A 23,289-nucleotide genomic window follows, 5' to 3' on the forward strand; every position below is an offset into this window, starting at 1 on the left:
CCGGTTCCCGGGTGATCGCTCTCAGTAGCCGAGCAATCTGGCCCCGGTTCGGCGCTCGGCGGCGAGCCCGGCGATGTGGACTTCGCTGGCGGAGCGGTAGGCGACCGCGTTGCGCCCGGACTGCTTCGCCGCGTAAAGCAGGGCGTCCGCGCCGATGAGCTGCTGCTCGGCGGTGGCGGTGGGCGAGGTCTGCTGGCCCGTGTCGGGTTCGTGCGCCATCCCGATGCTCACGGTGACGCGCAGTCCCGGAGCGAGTTGTGACCAAGGGAACCGTTCGATGCGGATCCGGGCCGCTTCGCACACGGCGACGGCGCGGGCGGCGTCGATGGTGGGCAGCACGAGCACGAACTCCTCGCCGCCGTAGCGGGCGCAGAACGAGCCGGACGGCAGCGCCTCCTGCAGCAGCTCGACGACGCGTTGCAGCACGCGGTCGCCGAGCAGGTGCCCGTAGGTGTCGTTGACCTGCTTGAACCAGTCCAGGTCGACGAGCCCGACGGCGAGCCCGCCCGCGCTGTCCACGGCGAGCAGGTCGGCGAGGCGTTCGTCGAGGTACCGCCGGTTGTAGCTGGCGGTGAGGCTGTCGCGCAGGCTCTGCTCGCGGGCTTCCGCGTGCTCGCGCCGGAGCCGGTTCACCTCGTGCCGCAGCTGTTCCGGAACGCGCGGGGTGTCCTGCGTGGAGAGCAGGTCCAGCGCGGAGCGCAGGTGGTGGTAGGCCTGCCGCCACTGGCCCCGGGAGGCGAGCAGTGCCGCGATCGACTCGTGCAGTTCCACCATGCCGCCCTCGTTGGCGAGCTCGTGGCGCGTGCGTCGAGGCCCGAGATCCGGCGGTGGCGCCGGCGCGGGGCACAACGAACGCGCGACGTCCTCGCGCAGAGGTTCGGGTCCGGCGACACCGTCGCGCAATCCGGTCATCGCTGTCACCTCCCGTCCGTGGTGTCGTCGGCTCCGGCGGGTCGCTTGAGGCGCCGGGACGCGCGTACTGCGGAATTCGCTCATCCGGCTTACCTGTCCTTGCTCCGAATTGGTGAGTGCGTCTCACGTAGCCGGACTGCCTTGGTGTGTACCGGGCCGGGAGATCGGGTGGAAGCGAATCGACGTGTCCCCACCCGCACGGACGAATCGATCACGCCGTGTTCCACATCACTGCTGGGCAAAGCGCCGCTCTCCGCTCGTGTCATGAGCCGCTGCCGTTGGGGCAGGGCGCGAATCCGTGCACTCGGCCGTCGAGGAGCACGAGGTGCTGCGATCCGATCTGCCTGCCGGTGATCGTGCCCTCGTGACGGACCGTTACTTCCACGCCGATCACCCACACTTCACCGCGCGGCGGCCCGGTCTCGTCCGGCGAGTAGGCCGGGTCGGGCCGCAGCGTGCTCAGCGCCGGGTCGAGTTCCACGGTGAGCCCGTCGAGTTCGCAGGTCCGGTCCGCGTAGTCGGGGTGCTGGGTCCGGCCGAAGAAGTCCTGCTGGGCGAGCGGCCCTTGCCGCGCGGTGGCGTTGTTCGCGGCGAAGTACTCGCGGACCTGCTGTTCCCGCGGAGGTACGCCGGGCATGGCGGAGCATCCCGCGAGCGCGCACGCCGCGAGGCACAGGAGTGCGGTCCGCATCGCCCGGTCAGCCGCCGCTGTGATCGATCTCAGCCCCCGCCGGGACGCATCTGTCCTCGGGGTCGTCGAGCCAGCCTTCCGGCAGCACGACCTTCCCCGCGGAGCCCTGCCGCCCGCGCGGACCTTCGGCGTCGGCGGGGAACGGCACGTCCGGGTCGAGCCCCGCCAGCAGGTCGTCGAGTTCGGCGAGGCTGGACACGAGCCCGAACCGGTGCCGCAGATCGGAACCGACCGGGAAGCCGCGCAGGTACTGCGCCATGTGCTTGCGCAGGTCCCGCACGCCCTTCTGCTCGCCCATGTGCTCGCTGAGCAGCTCGCCGTGCCTGCGCAGCACCCGCCGGACCTCGCCGAGGTTCGGACCGGCCGGGATCTCCCGCCCCGCGAACGCCGCCTGCAGGTCGCGGAACAGCCACGGCCGCCCGAGGCAGCCCCGCCCGACGACGACGCCGTCGCACCCGGTCTCGGCCATCATCCGCAGCGCGTCGTCGGCGCTGAAGATGTCGCCGTTGCCCAGCACCGGGATGCCGCGAACGGTCTCCTTGAGCCGGGTGATCGTGGACCAGTCGGCCGTGCCGGAGTAGCGCTGCGCGGCGGTGCGCGCGTGCAGCGCCACGGCGGAGGCGCCGGCCTGCTCGGCGATCCGCCCCGCGTCGAGGTAGGTGAGGTGTTCGTCGTCGATGCCGATGCGGAACTTCACGGTCACCGGGATGCCCGCAGGTTCGGCGGCCCGCACGGCGGCGGTGACGATGTCCTCGAACAGCCGCCGCTTGTACGGCAGCGCCGAGCCCCCGCCCTTGCGGGTGACCTTCGGAACGGGACAGCCGAAGTTCATGTCGACGTGATCGGCGAGGTCCTCGTCCACGATCATCCGCACGGCCTGGCCCATGGTCACCGGATCGACGCCGTAGAGCTGCATCGAACGAGGCCGTTCATCGGCGTCGAACGTGATCATCTGCATGGTCTGCGGATGCCGCTCCACCAACGCCCGGCTCGTGATCATCTCGCAGACGTAGAGCCCCGCGCCGTACTCCCGGCACAACCTGCGGAACGCTACGTTCGTGATCCCGGCCATGGGAGCGAGCACCACGGGCGGATCCACGGCGTACGGCCCGATCCGCAGCCCATGCTGAGGCGGGCGTTCAGCGGTCGGCACCATCGAATCGAGCACGGTCACGCGGACCATTGTCCCTGACGCCGCAGTCGACCTTGCAGTCCCGGTTCGAGGCCCGCGATGTGATCACCGCGGCGGCATCGCCCCCGCGGCGCGGCGCCGCTGCCCTGCTAACACCGCGCCCCACCGACTTCGGCCCACCGTCACACGAGATGACCACGCCCTTGTAGGCTGCCCCTGCGGGGCGTTAGCTCAACTGGCAGAGCAACGGACTTTTAATCCGTGGGTTCTGGGTTCGATCCCCAGGCGCCCCACCATCCCGCCTGGTCAGGGACTTGGAGAATCTCGCTACCGAGCCCGGTTGCCAACTAATTGCCAACTTCGCCGGTTTGCCCGTCGGAGTCCACGAACGCCAGCGCGTCAGCGCTCGCGCGAGACTGCTGGCCCCTGCCGAAGTAGACATCCTGGGTCATCGACACTCGGGAGTGGCCGAGCAGGTCGGCCACCTGGCGGGCGGTGAGCCCTGCCTCATCGAGCAGTGTCGCCACGGTCTTGCGCATGGTGTGGAAGGTGACCCACTCGTAGCCCGCACGCTTGCGGAACGGGATCCAGGTCCGGTTGCCGACGTTCGACGAGTTGAGGTAGCCGCCCTGGGTGTTGACGAAGATGGGCTTCGCCGGGTCGACGTCGCCGAGCTGTTCGGCTCGTTCCGAGAGCATCCGCACGGCCCAGTCCGGCAACGCGATGTCGCGAGCCGAGCCGTCGCTCTTGCCGTCGTTGCGGCGCGTGCCCTGACCACGTGCCCGGATCAGGTTGCCGCTCATCCGCAGCTTCTTGGCCGCCGGGTCGAAGTCCTCCCAGTGGGCTCCGAGAGCTTCGCCGATGCGTTCGCCGGTGGCGATGAAGAACCGCACCAGGTCAGGCAGGTCGCGCCGCTTCGCTTCCTCATCGGCGTCGAGCTTGCCCAGCAGGTCGCGGAGTTCATCCTTGGTCAACGCGCGGGGCTTCTTGCGCTTGACCTTGGCGCGGCGCTCGCTCAAGGCAGCGATCCCCTTCGCCGGGTTCTGCTCCACGGCGCCGGCCTGGATAGCGAAGGCCATGATGTTGCTGATCACGGCCTTGACGAGCTTAGCCAAGGTCAGGCTGTTGGCCTTGAGCTTGCGCTGACACAGGTTGCTGACCGCTGGTGTCTTCACCTCGAACAGCCGGAAGTTCTGGAACTCGGGCTTGACGTGGTTTGCGTAGACGTTCTCGTAGGTGTCCAGCGTGGTCAGCGAGTAGATGCCGTTCTCAGCGTCGTCGCGGAACTGAGTCAGCCACTGCGCGGCGGCTTCACCGAACGGGGAAGACGCGGTCAGGTCGGCACCGGGAGCCGCCGGTGGAGCGAGGTTGTTGACCGCGTCCCGGACCGCTTGCTTCGCCTTTTCCTTGGTCTTTCCCCGGCGGCGAACGTCCACATAGCTGCCGTCCTCGCGCCGGTACCAGGCCCGAGCTGAATAGGACTTGCCGACCGGTTTGACCGTGATCTCTCCCATGCTGCCCAGCGGCAGCGGAAGCCGACCGGACATCAGATCACCCCCTCGGGTTGTGCGTCGAACCAGGCTTCGACGTCTTCGGGCCGGTAGCGGACGTGCTTGCCGACTCGCTTGCCGGTGGGTCCGGTTCCTCGGGTGCGCCATTGGTAGACGGTGCCGACCGGGACGCCGAAGTAGTCGGCCACGTCCTGCGGTCCCCAGAGTTTCTGCATCGGGATCAGTCCTTTCGTTCGGTGGAGTGCCGGTGTTTGCGGGTGTCGCGTCGTCGTTGGGCGATGCCTTCGGCGATGTCGCGTTCCTCTGGGGTGCGGTGTCCGACTGAGGTCATGTCCCAGTGGTTGACCACGGTTACCGACTCTTCGGTGACGCCGAGTTCGTCCAGGGCGGCTTCGAGGCGGAAGCGCTGCCGGTCGCCACGGATCTGCTTGAACGTCGTGGAGTAGGCCTTGCTCTTGGACAGGAAGTGGCCGCGGAAGGCGAGCATGTGGCACCAGCGCCGCAGGTTGAGGTGATCCAGCTCCGGGCGGTCGCCGAGTGCCCAGGCGGTGCGCATGAGCTGCTTGTAGTGCTCGTTGATCCGCAACTGTTCGATGTGGGCATCGGAGCGGATCGGCCGGTCGGCCGCTTCGGACTTGCCGGTGCCTTTGGTGGCGTACTTCGCGACGTAGGAGGACAGGCGGTCGTCGGTGATCTCGCCGTCGCCGTCCTCGAAGTCCGGGGCGTTCGCGGCCTTGATGGTGCGGACGTCGATCTGACGGCCCCACGCCAGTTCTCGCGCCTGGCCGTCGATCTCCGGTGTCGTGATCTGGACCTGCGCGTGCGCCGCACGGATGGCATCGCCCAGCAGGTCCGGAGTCGCCCACGCCGGTGCCTGGTCGGTGGCGCCGTTGGGTCCGTCGAGGCGGATCACGGCGTGGAAGTGGATCGCTCCGCGTCGCTGGTATTCGGCGACCTTGGCGTAGGAGAGCCGGGCGTGGTCGGCGAAGTCGCGGACGCGGATTCCGGCGGCTTTAGCGAGGTGGCGGCGTAGAGCGATGACGAATCGGTGCCAGAGCTGTCCGGCGTGTGCGTTGAACAGGACGTGCCCGGTGTAGTCGTACCGAGTCGGGAACCGAGGCTGCCCGTCGTCACGGACCGGGCCGAACGAGGGCGCGGTGAGGGTGAGGAACACCCTCGGGCGTTCGGTGACGTGCTCGGGGACGCCTTTGGTTCCGCCGGACAGGCCCGCGCGGAGGAGGTGGAAGGCGTCGGCGGCGTAGCGGTCGGAGCAGGCGGCACAGACCGATTCGCGGCGGTTTCCGCAGGGCACCATCACGTGCCCGCCTTTGTGCGCGAGGACCTGACTGGTGGCGGTGTCGGTGACGGTCCAGGCGCCGGTCATGCGGACGGGGTGGGTGCATCCGCCGGTGGCTTCGACCTGTTCACGCCAGCGGCCGTAATCGGTGCTGTGGAGTCGTCGTTGGTAGCGGTCCACGACCGCCGGATCAGTGCGCACCATCTGGTGTGTTCCCTTTCGAACATGACGAAGGCGGAGCACCACCGATGTCGTTCGGTGGTGGTGCTCCGCCTTCGTGTGGTTGTGCTTATTCAGTTGTGGCAACGGTTTTTCGGTCAGGTGGCGATGAGATCGGCGTGGATGGCGGTGGCCATCGCGTCCGGGACCTTCACCACCTGTTGCACGTCCGCCGGAGCGAACCCACGGCCCTCTTCAGCCGCCTGATCCCGAGCACGCTTGAGCGCGTCGACAACGTGCGAGGGCAGACGCGGGCCACGCTTCACCGGCTCAGCCGGGACTACCGGAGGCATCGGCGTGGGTGCTTCCGGCGCGGTGGGAGCCGGGGCCGGCTGCGGGACTACTTCCCTGGTTTCCGCAGGTGAGTCATGCCCTGCTGCGTCGGCGTAGCCCTGCATCACGACTTGCCGTGACCGGGCCTGAATCACCGGGATCACCTCGGCCAGGCCGTAGACGACCACCGGAATGATCAGGTGCACCGCCAGCGACCCGAGCTGAAACCGGGTTGGATCGAGCTGCGGGATCACATTCATGAACAACGTCGTGCCGAGTAGGACCCGCTTGATCCGCGTCCACCAATGGTGACCCGGCTCAACGCCGTGGGACAAGATGACGGCTTCGAAGTTGAGCAGCAGGATCAGCAGCCCGGCGAACATCGGTTCCACCGTCCAGGCCGCCCACCACACCGGGTCACCAGACGTGGCGTCACCGGCGAGGAACGCCTGAACCCCGGTAGTGGTGAACGAGAGGCCGAGAGCGAGGAAGAACCACAGCCCGGCCACGGTGCGCCGCCGGGTGCGTTCCATCGCGACAGCGATCAAATCGGGATCGAGGGACAGGGGACGCAGCCGTTTGGACTCGGCGATGCGTGCCCCTAGCCGCTCCACTCGCCGGGTTTTCCCGGCGTCCTGGTCGGTGTTCTTGCGGAACGGCCACATCGCCCGTCCCTCCCTTCCTATTCCTCGGTTGTGGTGGTGATCAGGGCTTTGACGCCTTGCACGATCAGCGCCAGGACGAGCAGCACCAGGAGCCCGGCGGCAGGACCGGCCAGCGCCCACACCAGCGCCACCAGGCCCACAGCCAGCAGCCCGGCCAGGGCCAGCGCGGCTAACGAACCCAGGGTCAAATGCACGTGGAACATGGCAAATCTCCTTAGACAGAAGGAAAAAACGGAACTTCGGATTCAGGCGGCGTCGTGGTCTTCGTCGTCGCCGTCGAAGGAGTCGATGTGTTCGATGTCGGCTTCGGTGATCTCCGCGATCGCGGTGCGCCGGGGCGCCGGGCGTCGCTCGGTACGGCGGATCGGGGTGACCGTGCAGTAGGTGACCAGGGCGGCGATGTCGTCGTCGCTGGTGAACGCGGCGCGCACGCGGAGGGGTTCGCGGCGGCCGTCGTGTTTGACGTAGCCGGCGCCGGGCATGATCTCCGGAATCTGATCCGCGAGTGCCCCGCGGTCGCGGACGCCTTCGCCCAAGGTCATGTCGACGTACGAGGCTTCGTCGAGGCGTAGGGCGATCTTGGTGGGGAACAGGCCCCGCATCGGCACGTTGTCCTTATGCGGCTCCTGCACCGCCCCCACCACCCGGCCCAGCACCGCCCGGTACTGCGTCAGAGCCTTGCCCAGCAGCGGTTCGAACTCACGGGCAATGTCACGCGTGCAGTACTGCGTCATCGCAGCCAGCTCATCCACGATCAACACATCCATCGGCGTCTCGACCGACGCCGTCGCGGTCCGGATTCCTCGGCGGCCGAGGTCTTCCTTCCGCGCGTCCAAGGTCTTGACGTACTCGCGCATGAGTTCCAGGCCGGTTTCGTCGCTGTCGGCGAACCGGTGGAACATCTCCCGCCCGGCCCCGAACTCCATGCCGCCCTTGGGGTCGATCACCCACAACCGCACCGACCCCGCCCGGATCAACGGCGCCAACTGCCTGATCAAGCCCCACAACCACGAGCCCTTCCCCGAACCGGTGGCTCCGGCCAACAGGATGTGCAGGCCGCCCAAGAGATCGAGGGCGAAGTCTCGGCCGTACTCCGTCCGCCCGATCACCAGGCGACCCAGATCCACCGACTCAACCGACTCCGGCAACGCAGGCAGCGGGACGGGCATCTCATCGAACGGTTCGCGGCGCTGGAAATCCAGACTGATCACACCCGGCTTCAGCGTGCGCACCGTCGCCCGACGAGCCCGGTAGGCGTTGGCGAGGCGTTCCAGGACGGCTTCGAAGTCGCCGGGTTCCTGGGTCTTGACCATGCGAATCCGCACGTGGTCCCAGCACCACGACGACGACACCCGCACCACCTTCGGCGCCCACGACCGCCCCCGATGATCAGTGACCACGAGACCCGCGCGATAGGCGAGGTCGAACCACTGACGCTGATAGACCGCCCACCGTCTCCACCACGCCCGCAACAACCGCCCCGCGAACCGATCGAACGTCGGACGATCCAACAAGCACCAGGAGGCACCGGCCACCACAGCGACACCGGCGGCACTGAGCACTACGAGGTAGCCCAGCCACACCACCGATGCCCCCAGCACGACCGTGCTCGTCATGGAACGCGGATGCCGAGCCACCCACTTCCCCGCTGCCCGTGCCGGAGTCGTTCCGACTGCTACCCGTGTGTCCGTCATAATCTGCTCCCCGGAAACGAAAACGGGGCGCCGGACTCCGATGTGGAATCCGGCACCCCGGTGCCGATGTGTTCTGTTCTGCTGGTCTAGCTGCGTCGTTCGGCCATCTCCAACTGGGCGATGACCTCACCGACAGCGGTTTTCACCGCCTTCAGTTCGGAAGCGACTTCTTTCGGTGTCCCGAATTTGCGCAGGACGCGGTTCATCGCGGCCATCGAGGAATCGATCCGCCGCACCGTCCCGTACACACTCTCGCCCCGTGTCATCACTTGTATCCCTTCGCCACCACGGCACCACCGTGCTCAGCCAGCGCGTCCCGCAACCGCGTCAACGCCACCTGCGCCTGCTGCGCCTGGTCCTCGATATCCGCGAACCGACGGGCGTCGACGATGTCGTCTTCCAGGAACGCCACCCGGCCCAAGTCCTGGTCCAGCTCATCCACGAACCGCGCCAACACCTCCAGACGCGTCACCGCCGCCGACGCCGGACCCACCCGCTTCAACGCCTGCTCCATCGCCATCAACAACCACCCCTTCCTTTCTCGTCACTCGCCGTTGTCGGCGAGATGCCACCGGCCACCCACGCAGCCGGAACCGTGAAACCAGAAATCCCGATCAGAACGAACCCGCATCATCTGGTCCTTTCGACATGGACAAGGCCATGAAGACCCCCGAACCGCCATTGAAAACCGGCGACTCGGGGACCAACAAAGCCCTACCGGCACGCGCATTCGTGCCGGAAAAAGGCATAGATCGGCCCACTATGGAATTCACTAAAGAACAAGCAGCCCACGAAAACGGCTTGAAAAATGCTTTAGATAAAGACCGTCACACCCAGCGGGGCGGAGATCAGACCAGCGGGGTCACGCCCGCCGCGCGGTACGCAAGCCCGGAGGCGTAGCGGCCGTTGCGCTCGGTCTGCCACGGCGACACCGTCGCGTCGATCAACTGCACGTACGTGCCCTCCTCGAACCCGTCACCGGGGTCAGTGGTCAGGGTCACCTTGATCTCTTCACCCTTCTCCGCGAACTGACCTTCCTGCGGGCGCTTCTTCGCGAACAGCGACACCACGAAGTGCTGAACCCCCGAGCGGTCCGTCACCGGCTCCTCGACGCCGTTGTCGTTCTCCCGCATCTTCAACGCCGGAGACTCCGTCACCATCAGCTTGTAGCCCTGCAAGTTCACCGGGATGTTCCGCACTTTGACCTCCAAGCCCCGTCTTCGGGGCTTTCGACTGCCTGACATCAATCAACATACAGGTGTTCTAGTACACCGTCAACTGGTGTTCTGATACAGCATCAATAGGGCTTGTACCAGGAAAGATGCCGCGAGTAGGGTTCTGTCCTAGAACACCGCGATCCTCTAGCTAGGAGCTGAAGTGCCGACGATCGACCGCGCCGAGCCGCCTTACCTCCAGGTGGTCCGGCACATCCGGGACCGCATCACCAGCGGTGAGCTCAAGGACGGCGACATGATCCCGTCGGCTCGCCAGATCGCGCGGGAGTGGGACGTCAGCCTGGCTACGGCGACGAAGGCTCTGAGCACGCTCCGGACGAGCGGGCTGGTGCGAGGCGTCAAGGGCGTCGGCACGGTCGTGCACACCGAGGGGCAGGCGCATCAGTCCGCGCGTGACCGCACCGTCTCGATCAACCGAACCGGCAAGATCTACCCGCCAGGCCACTACGCCAAGATCCGGTCGGCGCAACTGGTCTCGGCCACGAAGCGGGCCGCCGATGCATTGGGGATCGAGGAAGGCGCACCGGCCATCCGCCGCCAGCGGACCACCTACCGCGAGGACCACAGCCCGATCTCCACATCGGTGTCGTGGTTCGCGGGTGATCTCGCGGCCCTGGCCCCGTTGCTGCTGACGACCGGCCGCATCGTCCAGGGCACGACGCAGTACGTCGAGGAGCAGACCGGCCGGGGGATCGTCGCGACCTACGTTGAGCACGCCGCAGGCACCGCTTCAGCCGACGACGCGGGAGAACTTGGGGTTCCCGAGGGTTCCCCGGTCCTGCTGAGCCGGAACAGGTTCATCGACGGCAACGGCGCGGTGATCGAGTACGGCGAGTCGACGGCACAGCCGGATCACTGGATTTTCTACGAGTACAGCATCGAAGACGGCGAATAGTAGTCGAACCAATCCACTGAACAATCGAATCAGCTAACCAGCGACACCAGTAATGGTGCCGCCGGGGGGAGTTTGTCTTGGATACGACCTATTTTCAGTATCGTGCGGGAGTCGTGTCGCAGTCTCGCCGGATTGTGCACAGCGCTTTCGTTGAGGAATCGGAGGAGTCCGCCGCTTGGACTTCATGGTGCCGACGTGAATTCCCCGGCCACCTGGTCGAGATCACTGCAAAGCCGGGGGAGCGCCCCGAAGCCGGTCAAGCGACACCGTGCGCGCCCTGCGTTCAGTGCCTCCTGGTGTTCACGGCTGCCATCGAAGTCCCGGCAGACGATCCGATGCCGGTCCGTGCTCCTGATGAGAAGCCCGTAGCCGTCATCTTGCGCAGGGCTCAGTGGTTGCTCGATGACGCTGCCGACCACATCAACCAGGGGCGATGCGGGAAGGCCGAATACGCCGAGTTGGCGACAACGTTGGACGACTTGGCGAAGATGATGCGAGAGCGGGCCGAGGTTCCTCGTGTCGTCGAAGAACCGCACGATTGACCGGCGGCGGCACGTCATGGGCAGGCACAGCCAGAGCAAACGCATCATCGGCTACATGACGGTTTGGACCGGCGACCTCAGCAGTGACCTTGCCGAGCCGGTTCCGCCCCGAGAACCGCAGCGTCCGGCCGCACTGGGCGGAGAGTGGGCGGAGCCGACTCCGGAGCTGCTACGCGCGGTGCTCGAAGGTTTGCAAGAACTCTGATTTCTATAATTCTTCTTTCTGCTTCTGAAGTATCCCGCTCTTAATTCCGGGTAGCCCATCAGCGCGCACGATGGCGACAAGCCCGTGTAGTAGGATGCGCAGGTCAGAGCCGCCGAGGTGCCCGCGATGAGAGCAGTCGAGGAATTCAATGAAGCACATTCACGCCGGTAAGGTCCGGGACCTTTACGAACTGGACGGCGACATCATCTTGGTCGCGTCCGACCGGGTCTCTGTCTATGACGTGACGCTGCCCACGGCGATCCCCGACAAGGGCGCTCTGCTGACCCAGCTCTCCGCCTGGTGGTTCCGTGAACTCGGCGACGTCGTCCCGAACCACGTCATCTCGACCACCGATGTCCCCGCGGAGTTCGGCCGGAACGCGCTGCGCTGCAAGCCGCTGGAGATGATCCAGGTCGAGTGCATCGCTCGCGGCTACTTGGCCGGCCTCGGCCTCCGCGAGTACCAGAAGTACGGCACCGTCTCCGGCGTCCCGCTGCCCGCCGGCCTGGTCGAGGGCAGCAAGCTGCCCGAGCCGATCTTCACGCCGACCACCAAGATCTCCGATACCGGTCACGACGAGTTCATCACCTTCGACGACGTGGTGAACCAGGTCGGCCGCGAGACCGCCGAACGCCTCCGGGATCTCACGATCGAGATCTACCAGCGGGGCGCGGCGCGTGCGGAGCAGAAGGGCATCATCATCGCCGACACGAAGTTCGAGTTCGGCCGCGACGCGGACGGAACTCTGACGCTCGGGGACGAGGTGCTGACGTCGGACTCCTCCCGGTTCTGGCCCGCCGACCAGTGGAAGCCCGGCGGCCCCCAGTTCGCCTTCGACAAGCAGTTCGTCCGCGACTGGTCGAGCACGCTGGAGTGGGACCGCACCCCGCCCGGCCCGGAGGTTCCGGCGGACATCGTCAAGGCCACCCGCCAGCGGTACACCGAAGTCTTCGAACGCATCACCGGCGAAACATGGACCCCCGGGAGCCAGTCATGACCGAACCTTGGGACACCTACCCAGCCGCCAAACTCGTCAACGACGTCGCCCAACTCCTCCAGGAGCGCGGCGTGACGCCCCACCCGGACGACGACCGCGAGCCCGAACGCATCCAGGCAGCCCGCAAACTCCTGTCCAGCCTCGGAGTTACCCCCACGCTCTCCCCTGAGCAGAGCTTGGACTTGAACGGCCACGCTGGCTACAACGCTCGCGTTCACGGGGACTGAGCCAACAACGCATACCGCAGACGTCGAACGCCTCGCGCCGATCAGGTGCGAGGCGTTCTGCTTGCTCGGTCCCGAGAAATCGTTTCGAACTCGGGAGCACACGAGCCCGCTCGCGCGTTGATCACGTGGACGTGTCAGTCATCAACCCGATGAAGGGGTGGATTTTGTCTGATCGAAACCGGCTCATGACACTGATGAGCCTGGTCCCGTGGGATGACGCTGAGGCGGCGGACGAGCTGTTTTCGGTGGTCGATTCCGATCGGTGGTCACTGCTCATCAACGGCCTGATCGACTACCGAACCGCTCGCGACACTGAAAAATACGGTGATCCTGTCGATCGTTTGAGTGTGTACGTGCTCGATGTGTTTGAGGGCGCACCAAGGGTGCTGATCACTGCGGTGGGGGCGCTCGTAGCCGACGGACTCGGGCTCGACAGGCAGGTAGACGGGCTTGCCGCAGCAGTCGGCCAACGGTGGGTCAACGAACTCTGCTCCATCGCTTGGCAGTTGCGCATCGATCTCGTAGCCGATCGGCCCTGACAACCGCGAGACGAGAGGACAGCGACATGCAAGCACCTGACACCCCCGAGGACCGCGCCGACTTGTGGCGGCTGGTCGACCTGGTCGGGCTGCTCGTCTGGTCCGATGACGCGAACGGCGCCGGAATCCGTTTCCAATCAGACAAGCAAAAGCAAGACCTTGAGTCTACTGGCGAATTGGTCTCGGTCTTCCAACTAGCCCAATACATCCGAGGAGCGGGCGAGTGGGTTGAGGGCACCAACCGGACCAGAGAAGCGGGGAAGGACGCCATGGACCTCCCTGCCGTCGCCTTCAACGTTGCTACAGGGATGGGCGACGTCACCCGGCGGATCCTTGGCGAAATTATCGGAACTGAAGCACTGCTCGATGCATGGATTCAAACCTCTGGTGGCAATGCAATCAGCACCTTTGACGCCTGGTCCGCAGAGGTTCGCCCACTGGCGTTCCGGCTGTCGATGATGTGCAGAGGCCACGGTCAAGGCAAGTCACCAAAGCCATGGGACAAGCACGCCTGACGTGAAAACCAGAGCACGCGGGGTCCGCATCTCGACAGGTGTGGACCCCGCGTCGTTGCCTATGAGCATCGCGGCACCTGTGCGCTGAGTGCTTGCCGGAACTCGTCTCATCCAGGCTGCGCCACGGCGCTCGTGTTCAGAGTTTCTTTTCTTCATCAAGGGCGGCCCCTGCGGGGCCGCCTGCCAGCTGTATGCGAGCCCGGCCAAGCCGGCCGCGGGGCGTGCGGCTGGCGCCGGTCCCAGCGGCCGGCGGCCGGGCGCAAAGCGGAAGGCAGGCGGCCAGGAACCACGCAGGGCCGCATGATGAATGTCGGGCCCGAATAGGGCCACAGGAATGCATTGCGCGGACTCACGGACCTGACAACGCCTCAGTCCCCGGATGCCTGCATCTGTAGATACACCAGGACAGTGCTGGGCACGTTGCCAGGCTGGTCGCCCTACTACTTCTGTTTTTACACGTATCGCCAGTTCCGACGTGGTCAACTGCTTGTGGTTTTTTGCCGTAGTTCAAAAATTTCTAACTATTGATTACGCGCAAATCGGGACGGACCGGATTAGAACGCTGGCCGCCGCCAGATATTTGAACAGGAACTAGTCCAAATACGTGCTCGCTCAATTCTGATGAGTAAATATTTAGCTCTTGAGCCACCTCTGCCGGCTTTACGCCCCTTCGGCGAAGCTCCTTAAATACCTTGGCCAGCAACTCACTTGTTTCTCTGCCTAGCGAAGATCCAGGCTCCGATTTTCTATAGCCACGCCGGGCTAGCTCCTTTACGATCTGATTGTACTTCCACTCGGAAATTATACTTAGATCTCGAAGTCGATAGGTTAGCGCCATTGCGGACACGCCCCATACGCGCTTTGCGCTCAAGATCCGTTCGATGGAAGCATTTTCTAGGCCTTGAGAGAAAAGGGCTGAGCGCGGCATTAGAAAAGCGGAGGCAAACTTGTTCGCTTCGGATTCAGCGGCAGGACCATGTGGAATTCGGTATTCGCAGTGGAGTACCAAGTGTCCAAGCTCGTGGGCTGCATCGAATCGCCCACGCTCGCCCGTCTTTTTGATGCTCAAAAAGACGAAAGGAACACCGGATCTGATTGCCGAAAATGCATCCGCATCTTCACAGTCGGACGAAAGTGAAAAAACGCGAACGCCGTTAGATTCTAGAATTCTTACCATATTGGGGACTGGGGATTCGCCCAGTCCCCAGGAAGCGCGGACCCTCTCGGCAGCTTCTTCTGGAGAACAATCAGGGTAGGTCGGAACATTTGGTTTCGGAAGCCTAAAACGTTCCTCAATCCATGAATTGAGCATGAGCGCGACAGCACCCGATGCTAGGGTGCTGTCGCGCTCAATTGCACTCATCTTGGATAGCGCCCTGAAGCTTGCCGCGTCGGCCTGGATCTCTTCATGGGCGCCACCGTAGAAGAAATCAACTGGGTACGAGAGAGCCTTAGCGAGAGAAAGTAGCGTTTCATCCGAAGGAACTTTTCGGCTATTCTCGAAAGCGGTTATGCTCTGAGCCGAAACATCGGAAGCTCGGGAAAGCGCGGCCAACGTTAGTCGCCGACGCTTTCGGGCCAAGATTAGCCGCTCGGGTGTAAACACCTTCCTCAATCTCTACTCTCCTGTGATCATTATTGGCTCTCGCGGAACTCCACCACCACCTCGGTGTCATCGCCGCGAGTGTCCAATGGGGTATCGACCATCGGCGCCCTATTTCCAGGCTCGCCAAGGTCAGGAAGATTCAACGGAATGCGTTCGTGCCACTCGTTGATGTACTTCCCGTTCATCTTTTTCGGGAGCGAAAGCTCGGCCTTGATTTCCTTGCTTCGACGGTAGAGGAGGATCCACGTCGGGATGTCGTCCAACTCCTTGCCGAAGCGAACAACGTCCTCGCTGAGAAGGACGAGCTGGCCGGTCTTCTCCACGAGCTTGCTGACTTCAGAGCCCTTGGGGTTTTTGGAGCGCACGCGCTTCGTCAGGTCGCCAACACCGCCAGCAGCACTCATGACGGTGATCGCATGGCTTCGCGTTGGGTGGATCACGCGAAGGATGCTGTCCTTCGGTGTGTGGAGCCACTGCTGAGGGCGCAGTCCCTCGGCCAGGTAGCGGTTAGCGCGGCTCCAGAAGGTGGTGCCCTTCATGCTGGGGGCGTCGAACTTGGTACAAGCACGTGCGTCAGCCGCTGCCTTGTCCAGAACCTCGTGGAACAGGTCGTGAGACACGCCCAGCTCCTCCAAGCGGTCCCAGGGCCCTTCGTCGTCGAAGCGCTGCAAGAGCAAACCTCCAGTTGGTCAGTTTCAAGAACTCTACCTCATCCGAGGTGGGATCTATGAAACCTCCCAGGGCGCGCTTCGATGAAGTCGAAATATCTAGGCTGACTATAGGTCAACCGAGAAGTGGGGTTGTGTCGATGTAAGGAGTATCACACTATCGTGCGTTCGTTGCTGCCCTGGATGAGCCTGACGTGAAGCTAGCGGTGTTCCCGCTGGGAGTGCGCCTGGCGCAAGCCAACTTTTCATGATCATCTTGGCATACTGACTTAGGTCCACTGGTCCGACGGCTCGACCTGACTGGCTTGAGGAAGTGGTGCGTGCGGGCGCCGGTCGCAGGTACGGACGTTCGCCGACGCGTGGAAGTTGCCAATGAAGTGCCAAAAATCAGGTGGCAACGGCGTCATGTGATGGCAGATGACTGCGTTCATGGTGGCGAGGTCTTCGCAGGTGACAGGCCCATGCTGTCAGGTGACGGCAGATGTCGACGAGCACGGACGCCAGAACCGTGGGTTCTGGGTTCGATCCCCAGGCGCCCCACCACCACCGCAGGTCAGAGCGTTGTTCGGTTCTCGGATCAAGATCGCGTCCACACAGAACCCACACGAAACTAGTGTGACTCTTTAGCGAAGGCGGCTTCGAGCGCGGTCGCAGCGTCCCGGCTGACCGTCTTCCGAGCCATGTAGACATCCTGCGTGAGCGACGGCCGAGAGTGGCCGAGCTGGTCGGCGACGAGCCGCGGAGTCAACCTCGCTTCGTCCAGGATGGTCGCCGCTGTCTTCCGGAACACGTGCGAAGTCACCCAGGCGAATCCCTCGCTTCCGCGAGCGTTGCGGAGATCGCGAAGGGTGTTCGACGGATCGCGGAGTCCGCCGATGCTGTCCGGGAAGATCGGCCCCTCTTCGCCCTCTGCCAGGTAGTAGCGCCGCCGGAGCATGTCGACGGCCCACGAGGGCAGCGGCAGCGTCCGTTCGCCCGCGATGGTTTTGGTGGACTTGCGGATGAGTCCCTTCCTCTTTCGCCGGGCCACGGTGAAGTTCACCGCGATCGTTCCGGCCGTCAGGTCGAGATCGGGCCAGCACACGGCCAGCGCCTCACCGATCCGGACTCCGGTGGCGAGCATGAAGCGGGACAAGTCCGGCAGATCTTTCCGAGAAGCGACCTCATCGGCTTCAAGGGCGGCCCCTGCGGGGCCGCCTGCCTGCTGTATGCGAGCCCGGCCGCCGACCGCCGGGCGTGCGGCTGGCGCCGGTCGCAGCGGCCGGCGGCCGGGCGCAGAGCGGAAGGCAGGCGGCCAGGAACCACGCAAGGGGCCTCAGTTAGGAACCGAACCTAAACGAGCACCAGTACGACGACCAGGAACACGGCGAGGTCGCCGAGGCGCGAATAGGCGATCCGCGGAATCCGTGCCTAAGACGCCGGCACGTCGAGTGCCCTCCCGGGCAGATTCAACGGACCAGTGCTGGGCACGCTGTGACGGTAGGCACCTTGCCGCTCCCGTTACTTACGCCGCCCCGTTTGCTCAGGTGGTTAACTGGCTGTGGTCCCGAGCCTTCATTTATCCGCGTATCCCGCTCCCGTGACCAGTTTCCTGCGCCAAGCGCCCACGAGCCGTGGGTAGACCGCCAAGACGGCGCGTCCACCCGTTTGCTCCCCACCGCCAACTTTCGGAGGCGTCAGGAATCGGAGCACTACGAAAGTTGCAGATGTTCGCAACTCTCGTAGCTTCGAGCCTCGACTTTCCGCCGTCGCAGCCCCAGCCGTAGTTCATGTTGAATTGGGGAGATCGAAAGTTTCGAGCAAAGAAACAAGCAAGCTAAAACCTGCCGAGGAGTAGAACTATGTTGAGGCGACTGCTTGCACTTCCCGTTGTCGTAGCGGCTGCTGTCGCACTGTCGGCCGCACCCGCAGGAGCTACTCAGGCCAAAGGGGCAGGGTGGGATTACAAAGGAAGCTATGACTTTATAAATAAGGGAAACGAGTACTATCCCTATGAGACTAACGCCGTCAATTCCGGAGGTGGCAGCTTTAAGGTCTGCATCGGTACCTCTAACACCGAGGATAATTGGTACGTGCTTAAGGAGTGGGACCCTGGGGCGAACGCCGACGAGGAAGTTGTCTCGTGGTGGAGCGGAAGCGGCGACAGTAGCGGATGTAAGGTCATTAGCAATCTCAACAAGTATGTTGACGGAAGTAACGGACGAGCGGAATTCTATGTCGGCACGCAAGACCCAGCCGCCATCCATGCCCAGTATTGGGACTGACGCGCTGTGATGTGCTGTGGAGCGGTCACTACCTGGCGGGCGCCCGGTGGCGGGTCATCGTCGGCTGCGCCCACGCTTTACCTCCACAAAACAACCTCGAGTGACCGGAAACAACCACAGGCCACGTCATTTGTGATTGCAATTCTTACAGGTCATGCGCAGTAATGAGAAGTGGCCGGTGACAATCGAGGGCGTGGCCTCAGAATCCGTCGGTCTAGGTTCGTCGACGACGCAGCGGGGGCCACTCGTGGGGTACGTGCGGAGCACAGACGACCGAGAGCGACGGCAACTAACCAATGCGGCACGGCAGGCCATCGCGGTGGTGGCCTGCCGCGCCGCAGGTAGACGACGCGGCTGGAACGCCCTCCGGAGGCAGGGTTCAGCCGTGAGGGACAAGGTCCTGGTTCGCTAGGTGATCTTGAGTCCCGCACCCATGGTCGCGTCGCGGTCTTCCTGGACGTCGCCGGGAACCGGTGGGACCTCCTCGGTCCGCTCGGCCCGAACTGAGAGCACCGGTGCGCGGCGTCGTCGCCGCTCGCGGATGCGGCCGGTGCAGGGCCCGCAGCAACGGGAAAGCGGCTGATCCGCTGGCGACCACTGGGCAGGATGAGGTCATGTTGGTTGACCACTTCCCGTTGCTCGGGTCGCGGCTGACGACTCCGAGGCTCGAACGAGCTGTGGGGAAAGATCGCGTGCACCGAAGTGGTGGTGCACGGCTGGGACCTCGCCCAGGCCACCGGGCAGCTCTTCGACCTGCCGGAGCGGACGTTGCGCACCTGCCTGGAGCACGGTCGCCTACTTCGTGCCGAACGCCCCGCTGCCGGACCTGTGGGGTGCCGCCGTCACCGTCCCCGCCGGGGCTCCGCTGATCGATCGGATCGTGGCCGTCACCGGCCGTCGTCCGGGCTGAGGGGCGCGGGTCCACACGACAGCCGATCCGTCAGGACCGTGCCGGACGGCAGCGGTCGTCCCGAAGGCTGACCGGCTCCTACCGCCTCATGGCGAGTGCTTCCGCAGCAAGGAAGGCGATGGCCGGAACAGCCGGCGGCCTGCCATTGCGTGCGCGACCTGGTCGACGGCGGACAGTCGCCCGAGTGCAGCGGTCGTTCCCCAGGGGGCGGCCGTACGTAGCGGAGGCGCTGACGTGGTCGTATCCGGCGATTTCGCCTGATCGGCCGCCGCGGTCGCACCATTGCCCGCCGGTCGCGCGAAGGCGGCGCGGCTGCGCGAAAGCGCGGGCGGGTGGGTGGTGTGAGGAGATCCCCGCGCCCTGCTCCGTACATGTACATTAGTTCGTACATGTACGGAGCCCAGCTGGGAAGGGGTGCGGTGTGCCACCGAGGACGGCGAGGGAACGGGTTCGCGGCGAGGTCCGTCAGGAGATCCTCGACGAGGCCGAGCGGCTCATCCGGGAGGAAGGTCTTGCGGGCCTGACGATGCGCAAGCTCGCCTCCCGGCTCGGGTACGCGCCGATGTCGCTGTACTCGTACTTCGCCGACAAGCAGGCGCTGCTGCACGAACTCGGGCGGCAGGGGTTCGAGGTGATCGCGCGCCGCCTCGCGGGGGCGGTCGAGCGGGGCGGCGTCGACGGCGTTCGCGAGCTGCTGGTGGAGTTCGTGCGCTACGCGCACGAGGACCCGGTGCACTACCGGTCGCTGTTCCTGGGCGAGAAGCCCATCACCGATCGGCCGGAGTGCCCGGACGCGGTGAACCCGGCGTTCGCGCTGCTGTCCGAGCACGTGGCGGAATGCGTCGCGCGCGGAGCTCTCAGCGGCGACGTGCTCGCGACGAGCACGGTGCTGTGGACGGCGGTGCACGGTGTCGCCACCGTGGTCGTCACCTTCGAGCATTGTCCATTCGGGTCCTGGGAAACCTATGCGGAAACGATGGTGGACACGGCGTTGGCCGGAGTTCGCGCCCGCGCGGGCGGCTGAACCGTCGCCGCGAGAGCGAGACGGAGTCGAAGCAGCGGGTTCCGGCGAACCCGATCCCCACTGGAGGGTTGAGATGACCACGCCCCAGGAACTTGTGGCGATCCCGCGCCCGAAGCCGAAACCGATCGTCGGCAACCTCCCGGAGCTCGACGCGGACAAGGGCGTCTTCCGCTTCGTGGAGCTGGCCGAGCAGTACGGTCCGATCTTCCGGTTGCAGCTGCTGAACCGGAAGCTGGTCGTCGTGCAGTCGCAGGAACTGGTCGACGAGCTCTGCGATGAGGACCGGTTCGACAAGGCGCTCAACACGCCGCTGCTCAACGTCCGGGACTTCGCGGGCGACGGGCTGTTCACCTCGTGGACCGACGAGCCGAACTGGCAGGCGGCGCACCGGATCCTGATGCCCGCGTTCGGCCCGGCGTCGTTGCGCGACATGTTCGACGGCATGGCCGACATCGCCGAGCAGCTGCTGCTGATGTGGGAGCGGCGCGGGCCGGAGCACCGCATCGACGTCGCCGACGACACCACGCGGCTCACGCTGGACACGATCGCGCTGTGCTCGTTCAGCCACCGCTTCAACAGCTTCTACACGGAGCGGATGAACCCGTTCGTCGAGTCGATGGTGCGGGCGCTGGTCGAATCCGGTGCGCGCGGCAGGCGGCTGCCGGGGCAGGAACTCCTGATGCGCGGCACCCGCAAGCAGTACGCGGCGGACAAGGAGCTGATGCACCGGGTCGCCGACCAGCTCATCGCCGACCGCCGGGAGCACCCGCTTCCCGAAGGACAGCACGACATCCTGGACACGATGCTCACCGCCACCGACCCGAAGACAGGGGCGCGGCTGCCCGACGAGAACGTGCGCTACCAGCTGGTCACCTTCCTCATCGCCGGGCACGAAACCACCAGCGGGCTGCTCACGTTCACCTTGCATGAACTGCTGCGGAACCCGGACGTGCTGGCGAAGGCGCAGGCCGAAGTGGACCGGGTGCTGGGCACCGAGGCGCCGCGGTTCGAGCACCTGAGCGGGCTCGGCTACCTCGACCAGATCTTCAAGGAGTCGCTGCGGCTGTGGCCGACGGCGCCCGCGTTCGCCGTCACCCCGCGCGCGGACGGCACCGTGCTCGGCGGGCGCTACGAGCTGGACCGGGACGACACGCTGCTGGTCGTGGCACCCGGCCTGCACCGGGATCCGGCGGTGTGGGGAGCGGACGCGGACACCTTCGACCCGGACCGGTTCTCCTTCGAGCGCGCGGAAGTGCTGCCGCCGAACGCGTGGAAGCCGTTCGGCAACGGGCAGCGCTCCTGCATCGGACGCGGATTCGCGTTGCAGGAAGCCACGTTGTTCCTCGCGATGCTGTTGCAGCGCTTCGACATCTCCGCGGCCGACCCGGACTACCGGCTCAAGATCAAGCAGACGTTGACGATCAAACCGGAGGGCCTGCACCTGCACGCCCGCAGGCGCGACCGGCGGATCAGCTCCGCGGAACCCGCCGAGCGGACCGCTCCCGCCACCGTGCGGGCCGAGCCGAACGGCGTGCCGGTGCGGGTGCTCTACGGCTCGAACGCGGGCACCGCGCAGGCGTTCGCGCAGCGCATCGCCAACGACGCCGCCTCTCGCGGCTACACCGGAAGCCTCGATCCGCTCGACAGCGCCGTCGACGACCTCGCGGGCGACGGCGTGGTCGTCATCGTCACCGCGTCCTACGAGGGGCAGCCGCCGGACAACGCGCGGGAGTTCGTGCGCTGGCTGCGGGAGCAGCCGGACGGGGCGCTGGCCGGGCTGCGGTACGTGGTGTTCGGCTGCGGCAACACCGATTGGGCGCGCACCTACCAGGCCGTTCCGTCCGAAGTGGACGAACAGCTCGCGCGGGCCGGGGCGACCCGGCTCGTCGAACGCGGCCGGGCCGACGCGCGCGACGACTTCTTCGGGCAGTTCGACGACTGGTACTCCGGGTTCTGGGGGCCGGTCGCGGCCGAGTTCGGGTTGGCGGACACCGCTCCGGAGACCGCCGGGCAGCTGTCGGTGGAGTTCGCCGGGACCACCCGCGACCCGATCGTGCGGGCCAACGACCTGCAGTGGGGCACCGTCGTCGAGAACCGCGAGCTCACCGACCTCTCCGCCGGGTCCAAGCGGCACTTGGAGATCGCGCTGCCGGAAGGCGTGCGCTACCGCGCCGGGGACTACCTCGCGGTGCTGCCGGTCAACCCGCCCGCCGTGGTGGCGCGGGCGCTGAGCCGGTTCGAACTCGCCCACGACGACCAGGTGGTGCTGCGCGGCGAGCGGACCTTCCTGCCGACCGGCGCCCACGTCGCCGCCGGTGAACTGCTGAGCAGCTACGTCGAACTCGCCCAGCCCGCGACGCGCAGGCAGATCGAGCTGCTCGCCGACGCCGCCGCATGCCCGCCCGACGTGCGCGCGCTGCACGCGCTGAGCCGGGACGCCGACGCGCACGCCGAGCAGGTCCTGCAGCCGCGGGTGACCCTGCTCGACCTGTTGGAGCGCTTCCCGTCCTGCGGGCTCACCTTCGGCGGGTTCCTGCGGTTGCTGAGCCCGCTGACGCCGCGGCAGTACTCCATCTCCAGCTCACCCCGGTGGGATCCGGCGCACGCCACGCTGACCGTGGCCGTGCTCAACGAGCCCGCGCGCTCCGGCAGCGGGATCTACGAGGGCGCCGCGTCGAACCACCTCGCGCAGGCCCGGCCGGGCACGAAGGTCGCGGTGACGGTGCGGCCGTCGAACGTGGCGTTCCACCCGCCGGAGTCGTTGGAGGCGCCGCTGGTGCTGGCCTGCGCGGGCAGCGGAATCGCGCCGTTCCGCGGCTTCCTGCAGGACCGCGCGCTCGCCGCGCGGGAGCAGGGCGTGACTCCGGCGCCCGCGCTGCTGTTCTTCGGTTGCCACGGCCCGGAATCCGACCACCTGTACCGCGAGGAGCTCGCGGCGTGGGTGGCGGACGGCGTGGTCGACGTGCGGCCCGCGTACTCCGCGGAACCGGTCGACGGCGTCCGCTACGTGCAGGACCGGCTCTGGGCGGACCGCGCCGACGTGATCGACCTGGTGGAGCGGGGGGCGACGGTGTTCGTGTGTGGCGACGGGCAGCGGATGGCTCCGGCCGTGCACCGGACCTGCGCCCGCATCTACGAGGAAGCCACCGGCGCCACCGCGGAGCAGGCGGAGCAGTGGATGGTCGCGATGGAGCGCGACCACGCCCGCTACGTCGCCGACGTCTTCGCCTGAGCCGGTGCCGGGGCCTTTGGCCCCTGGGACGGCGCT

The 23,289-nt window shown here is 65.8% G+C and carries 25 protein-coding genes and 1 tRNA gene; 11 read left to right on the forward strand and 15 right to left on the reverse strand.

What is annotated here, in order from left to right; genetic code table 11:
- Window positions 1-21: 21 nt before the first annotated feature.
- The 3 genes from OOZ19_RS00695 to dusB all read right to left on the reverse strand — a co-directional run bounded on the left by OOZ19_RS00695 (window position 22) and on the right by dusB (window position 2,759).
- Window positions 22-912, reverse strand: a complete 891-nt coding sequence (locus tag OOZ19_RS00695) for a GGDEF domain-containing protein (RefSeq protein ID WP_266087044.1) — start codon at window positions 910-912, stop codon at window positions 22-24.
- Window positions 913-1,174: 262 nt separating this feature from the next.
- Window positions 1,175-1,549 carry a hypothetical protein gene (locus tag OOZ19_RS00700; protein WP_266087046.1) on the reverse strand — a complete coding sequence of 125 codons (375 nt, stop codon included), beginning with the start codon at window positions 1,547-1,549 and terminating at the stop codon, window positions 1,175-1,177.
- Window positions 1,550-1,610: 61 nt separating this feature from the next.
- Window positions 1,611-2,759, reverse strand: a complete 1,149-nt coding sequence (gene dusB / locus OOZ19_RS00705; protein WP_266087735.1) for a tRNA dihydrouridine synthase DusB — start codon at window positions 2,757-2,759, stop codon at window positions 1,611-1,613.
- 196 nt (window positions 2,760-2,955) lie between these two features.
- On the opposite strand from dusB, the gene OOZ19_RS00710 reads away from it, so the two are divergent.
- Window positions 2,956-3,031: transfer RNA gene (locus OOZ19_RS00710), tRNA-Lys, on the forward strand.
- A 51-nt stretch (window positions 3,032-3,082) separates the two neighbouring features.
- On the opposite strand, the gene OOZ19_RS00715 is transcribed toward OOZ19_RS00710, so the two are convergent.
- The 9 genes from OOZ19_RS00715 to OOZ19_RS00755 form a co-directional block, all read right to left on the reverse strand.
- Window positions 3,083-4,249, reverse strand: a complete 1,167-nt coding sequence (locus OOZ19_RS00715) for a tyrosine-type recombinase/integrase (protein WP_266087048.1) — start codon at window positions 4,247-4,249, stop codon at window positions 3,083-3,085.
- A gap of 32 nt (window positions 4,250-4,281) precedes the next feature.
- Window positions 4,282-4,461, reverse strand: coding sequence for a helix-turn-helix transcriptional regulator (locus OOZ19_RS00720; protein WP_184484430.1), 180 nt, complete (start codon window positions 4,459-4,461; stop codon window positions 4,282-4,284).
- A gap of 5 nt (window positions 4,462-4,466) precedes the next feature.
- Window positions 4,467-5,747, reverse strand: coding sequence for a replication initiator (locus OOZ19_RS00725; protein ID WP_266087050.1), 1,281 nt, complete (start codon window positions 5,745-5,747; stop codon window positions 4,467-4,469).
- A 113-nt stretch (window positions 5,748-5,860) separates the two neighbouring features.
- Window positions 5,861-6,700, reverse strand: a complete 840-nt coding sequence (locus tag OOZ19_RS00730) for a hypothetical protein (RefSeq protein ID WP_266087052.1) — start codon at window positions 6,698-6,700, stop codon at window positions 5,861-5,863.
- Between the two features lie 17 nt (window positions 6,701-6,717).
- Window positions 6,718-6,903, reverse strand: coding sequence for a hypothetical protein (locus OOZ19_RS00735; protein ID WP_266087054.1), 186 nt, complete (start codon window positions 6,901-6,903; stop codon window positions 6,718-6,720).
- A gap of 42 nt (window positions 6,904-6,945) precedes the next feature.
- Window positions 6,946-8,316, reverse strand: a complete 1,371-nt coding sequence (locus OOZ19_RS00740; RefSeq protein WP_266087056.1) for an FtsK/SpoIIIE domain-containing protein — start codon at window positions 8,314-8,316, stop codon at window positions 6,946-6,948.
- A gap of 164 nt (window positions 8,317-8,480) precedes the next feature.
- On the reverse strand, window positions 8,481-8,660 hold the full coding sequence (locus OOZ19_RS00745) for a hypothetical protein (protein ID WP_184484440.1): 180 nt from the start codon (window positions 8,658-8,660) through the stop codon (window positions 8,481-8,483).
- Window positions 8,660-8,914, reverse strand: a complete 255-nt coding sequence (locus tag OOZ19_RS00750) for a hypothetical protein (protein WP_266087059.1) — start codon at window positions 8,912-8,914, stop codon at window positions 8,660-8,662. The genes OOZ19_RS00745 and OOZ19_RS00750 overlap by 1 nt, the downstream gene beginning before the upstream one ends.
- 328 nt (window positions 8,915-9,242) lie before the next feature.
- Complete coding sequence (locus OOZ19_RS00755) at window positions 9,243-9,593, reverse strand: hypothetical protein (protein ID WP_266087061.1); 351 nt, start codon at window positions 9,591-9,593, stop codon at window positions 9,243-9,245.
- 178 nt (window positions 9,594-9,771) lie between these two features.
- Here OOZ19_RS00755 and OOZ19_RS00760 point away from each other — a divergent pair, with 178 nt between their 5' ends.
- The 7 genes from OOZ19_RS00760 to OOZ19_RS00790 all read left to right on the forward strand — a co-directional run bounded on the left by OOZ19_RS00760 (window position 9,772) and on the right by OOZ19_RS00790 (window position 13,549).
- Complete coding sequence (locus OOZ19_RS00760; RefSeq protein ID WP_184484446.1) at window positions 9,772-10,524, forward strand: GntR family transcriptional regulator; 753 nt, start codon at window positions 9,772-9,774, stop codon at window positions 10,522-10,524.
- Window positions 10,525-10,601: 77 nt separating this feature from the next.
- Window positions 10,602-11,066, forward strand: a complete 465-nt coding sequence (locus OOZ19_RS00765; protein WP_266087064.1) for a hypothetical protein — start codon at window positions 10,602-10,604, stop codon at window positions 11,064-11,066.
- Window positions 11,041-11,271 (forward strand): hypothetical protein, encoded by a 231-nt coding sequence (locus tag OOZ19_RS00770; protein ID WP_266087066.1) that lies wholly within the window; start codon window positions 11,041-11,043, stop codon window positions 11,269-11,271. The genes OOZ19_RS00765 and OOZ19_RS00770 overlap by 26 nt, the downstream gene beginning before the upstream one ends.
- A gap of 148 nt (window positions 11,272-11,419) precedes the next feature.
- On the forward strand, window positions 11,420-12,268 hold the full coding sequence (locus OOZ19_RS00775; protein ID WP_266087068.1) for a phosphoribosylaminoimidazolesuccinocarboxamide synthase: 849 nt from the start codon (window positions 11,420-11,422) through the stop codon (window positions 12,266-12,268).
- The gene (locus OOZ19_RS00780) at window positions 12,265-12,495 is read left to right on the forward strand and encodes a hypothetical protein (protein ID WP_266087070.1); all 231 of its coding nucleotides are present in this window, start codon (window positions 12,265-12,267) and stop codon (window positions 12,493-12,495) included. Before OOZ19_RS00775 ends, OOZ19_RS00780 begins: the two co-directional genes overlap by 4 nt.
- A 131-nt stretch (window positions 12,496-12,626) precedes the next feature.
- Window positions 12,627-13,034, forward strand: a complete 408-nt coding sequence (locus tag OOZ19_RS00785; RefSeq protein ID WP_266087072.1) for a hypothetical protein — start codon at window positions 12,627-12,629, stop codon at window positions 13,032-13,034.
- Between the two features lie 26 nt (window positions 13,035-13,060).
- The gene (locus OOZ19_RS00790; RefSeq protein ID WP_266087074.1) at window positions 13,061-13,549 is read left to right on the forward strand and encodes a hypothetical protein; all 489 of its coding nucleotides are present in this window, start codon (window positions 13,061-13,063) and stop codon (window positions 13,547-13,549) included.
- Between the two features lie 517 nt (window positions 13,550-14,066).
- Here the strand turns inward: OOZ19_RS00790 and OOZ19_RS00795 are convergent.
- The 3 genes from OOZ19_RS00795 to OOZ19_RS00805 form a co-directional block, all read right to left on the reverse strand.
- A complete protein-coding gene (locus OOZ19_RS00795) occupies window positions 14,067-15,155 on the reverse strand; it encodes a helix-turn-helix domain-containing protein (RefSeq protein WP_266087076.1) in 1,089 nt (362 codons plus the stop codon).
- Between the two features lie 29 nt (window positions 15,156-15,184).
- On the reverse strand, window positions 15,185-15,826 hold the full coding sequence (locus OOZ19_RS00800) for a hypothetical protein (RefSeq protein WP_266087078.1): 642 nt from the start codon (window positions 15,824-15,826) through the stop codon (window positions 15,185-15,187).
- Window positions 15,827-16,433: 607 nt separating this feature from the next.
- Window positions 16,434-16,958: a site-specific integrase gene (locus OOZ19_RS00805; protein WP_266087080.1), complete on the reverse strand. Its 525-nt coding sequence runs from the start codon at window positions 16,956-16,958 to the stop codon at window positions 16,434-16,436.
- Window positions 16,959-17,664: 706 nt separating this feature from the next.
- Here OOZ19_RS00805 and OOZ19_RS00810 point away from each other — a divergent pair.
- The 3 genes from OOZ19_RS00810 to OOZ19_RS00820 all read left to right on the forward strand — a co-directional run bounded on the left by OOZ19_RS00810 (window position 17,665) and on the right by OOZ19_RS00820 (window position 23,253).
- Window positions 17,665-18,087: a YndA family protein gene (locus tag OOZ19_RS00810; RefSeq protein WP_266087082.1), complete on the forward strand. Its 423-nt coding sequence runs from the start codon at window positions 17,665-17,667 to the stop codon at window positions 18,085-18,087.
- Window positions 18,088-19,418: 1,331 nt separating this feature from the next.
- On the forward strand, window positions 19,419-20,021 hold the full coding sequence (locus tag OOZ19_RS00815; protein ID WP_266087084.1) for a TetR/AcrR family transcriptional regulator: 603 nt from the start codon (window positions 19,419-19,421) through the stop codon (window positions 20,019-20,021).
- Between the two features lie 73 nt (window positions 20,022-20,094).
- Window positions 20,095-23,253, forward strand: a complete 3,159-nt coding sequence (locus tag OOZ19_RS00820; RefSeq protein WP_266087086.1) for a bifunctional cytochrome P450/NADPH--P450 reductase — start codon at window positions 20,095-20,097, stop codon at window positions 23,251-23,253.
- Window positions 23,254-23,289 lie beyond the last annotated feature (36 nt).

Source organism: Saccharopolyspora sp. NFXS83, assembly GCF_026241095.1.
GTDB lineage: Bacteria > Actinomycetota > Actinomycetes > Mycobacteriales > Pseudonocardiaceae > Saccharopolyspora_C.

Coding starts and splice junctions, on each gene's coding strand:
- OOZ19_RS00695 (WP_266087044.1), bottom strand. CDS start 912: ATGACCGGATTGCGCGACGGTGTCGCCGGACCCGAACCTCTGCGCGAG.
- OOZ19_RS00700 (WP_266087046.1), bottom strand. CDS start 1,549: ATGCCCGGCGTACCTCCGCGGGAACAGCAGGTCCGCGAGTACTTCGCC.
- dusB (WP_266087735.1), bottom strand. CDS start 2,759: ATGGTGCCGACCGCTGAACGCCCGCCTCAGCATGGGCTGCGGATCGGG.
- OOZ19_RS00715 (WP_266087048.1), bottom strand. CDS start 4,249: ATGGGAGAGATCACGGTCAAACCGGTCGGCAAGTCCTATTCAGCTCGG.
- OOZ19_RS00720 (WP_184484430.1), bottom strand. CDS start 4,461: ATGCAGAAACTCTGGGGACCGCAGGACGTGGCCGACTACTTCGGCGTC.
- OOZ19_RS00725 (WP_266087050.1), bottom strand. CDS start 5,747: ATGGTGCGCACTGATCCGGCGGTCGTGGACCGCTACCAACGACGACTC.
- OOZ19_RS00730 (WP_266087052.1), bottom strand. CDS start 6,700: ATGTGGCCGTTCCGCAAGAACACCGACCAGGACGCCGGGAAAACCCGG.
- OOZ19_RS00735 (WP_266087054.1), bottom strand. CDS start 6,903: ATGTTCCACGTGCATTTGACCCTGGGTTCGTTAGCCGCGCTGGCCCTG.
- OOZ19_RS00740 (WP_266087056.1), bottom strand. CDS start 8,316: ATGACGAGCACGGTCGTGCTGGGGGCATCGGTGGTGTGGCTGGGCTAC.
- OOZ19_RS00745 (WP_184484440.1), bottom strand. CDS start 8,660: ATGACACGGGGCGAGAGTGTGTACGGGACGGTGCGGCGGATCGATTCC.
- OOZ19_RS00750 (WP_266087059.1), bottom strand. CDS start 8,914: ATGGCGATGGAGCAGGCGTTGAAGCGGGTGGGTCCGGCGTCGGCGGCG.
- OOZ19_RS00775 (WP_266087068.1), top strand. CDS start 11,420: ATGAAGCACATTCACGCCGGTAAGGTCCGGGACCTTTACGAACTGGAC.
- OOZ19_RS00780 (WP_266087070.1), top strand. CDS start 12,265: ATGACCGAACCTTGGGACACCTACCCAGCCGCCAAACTCGTCAACGAC.
- OOZ19_RS00790 (WP_266087074.1), top strand. CDS start 13,061: ATGCAAGCACCTGACACCCCCGAGGACCGCGCCGACTTGTGGCGGCTG.
- OOZ19_RS00810 (WP_266087082.1), top strand. CDS start 17,665: ATGTTGAGGCGACTGCTTGCACTTCCCGTTGTCGTAGCGGCTGCTGTC.
- OOZ19_RS00820 (WP_266087086.1), top strand. CDS start 20,095: ATGACCACGCCCCAGGAACTTGTGGCGATCCCGCGCCCGAAGCCGAAA.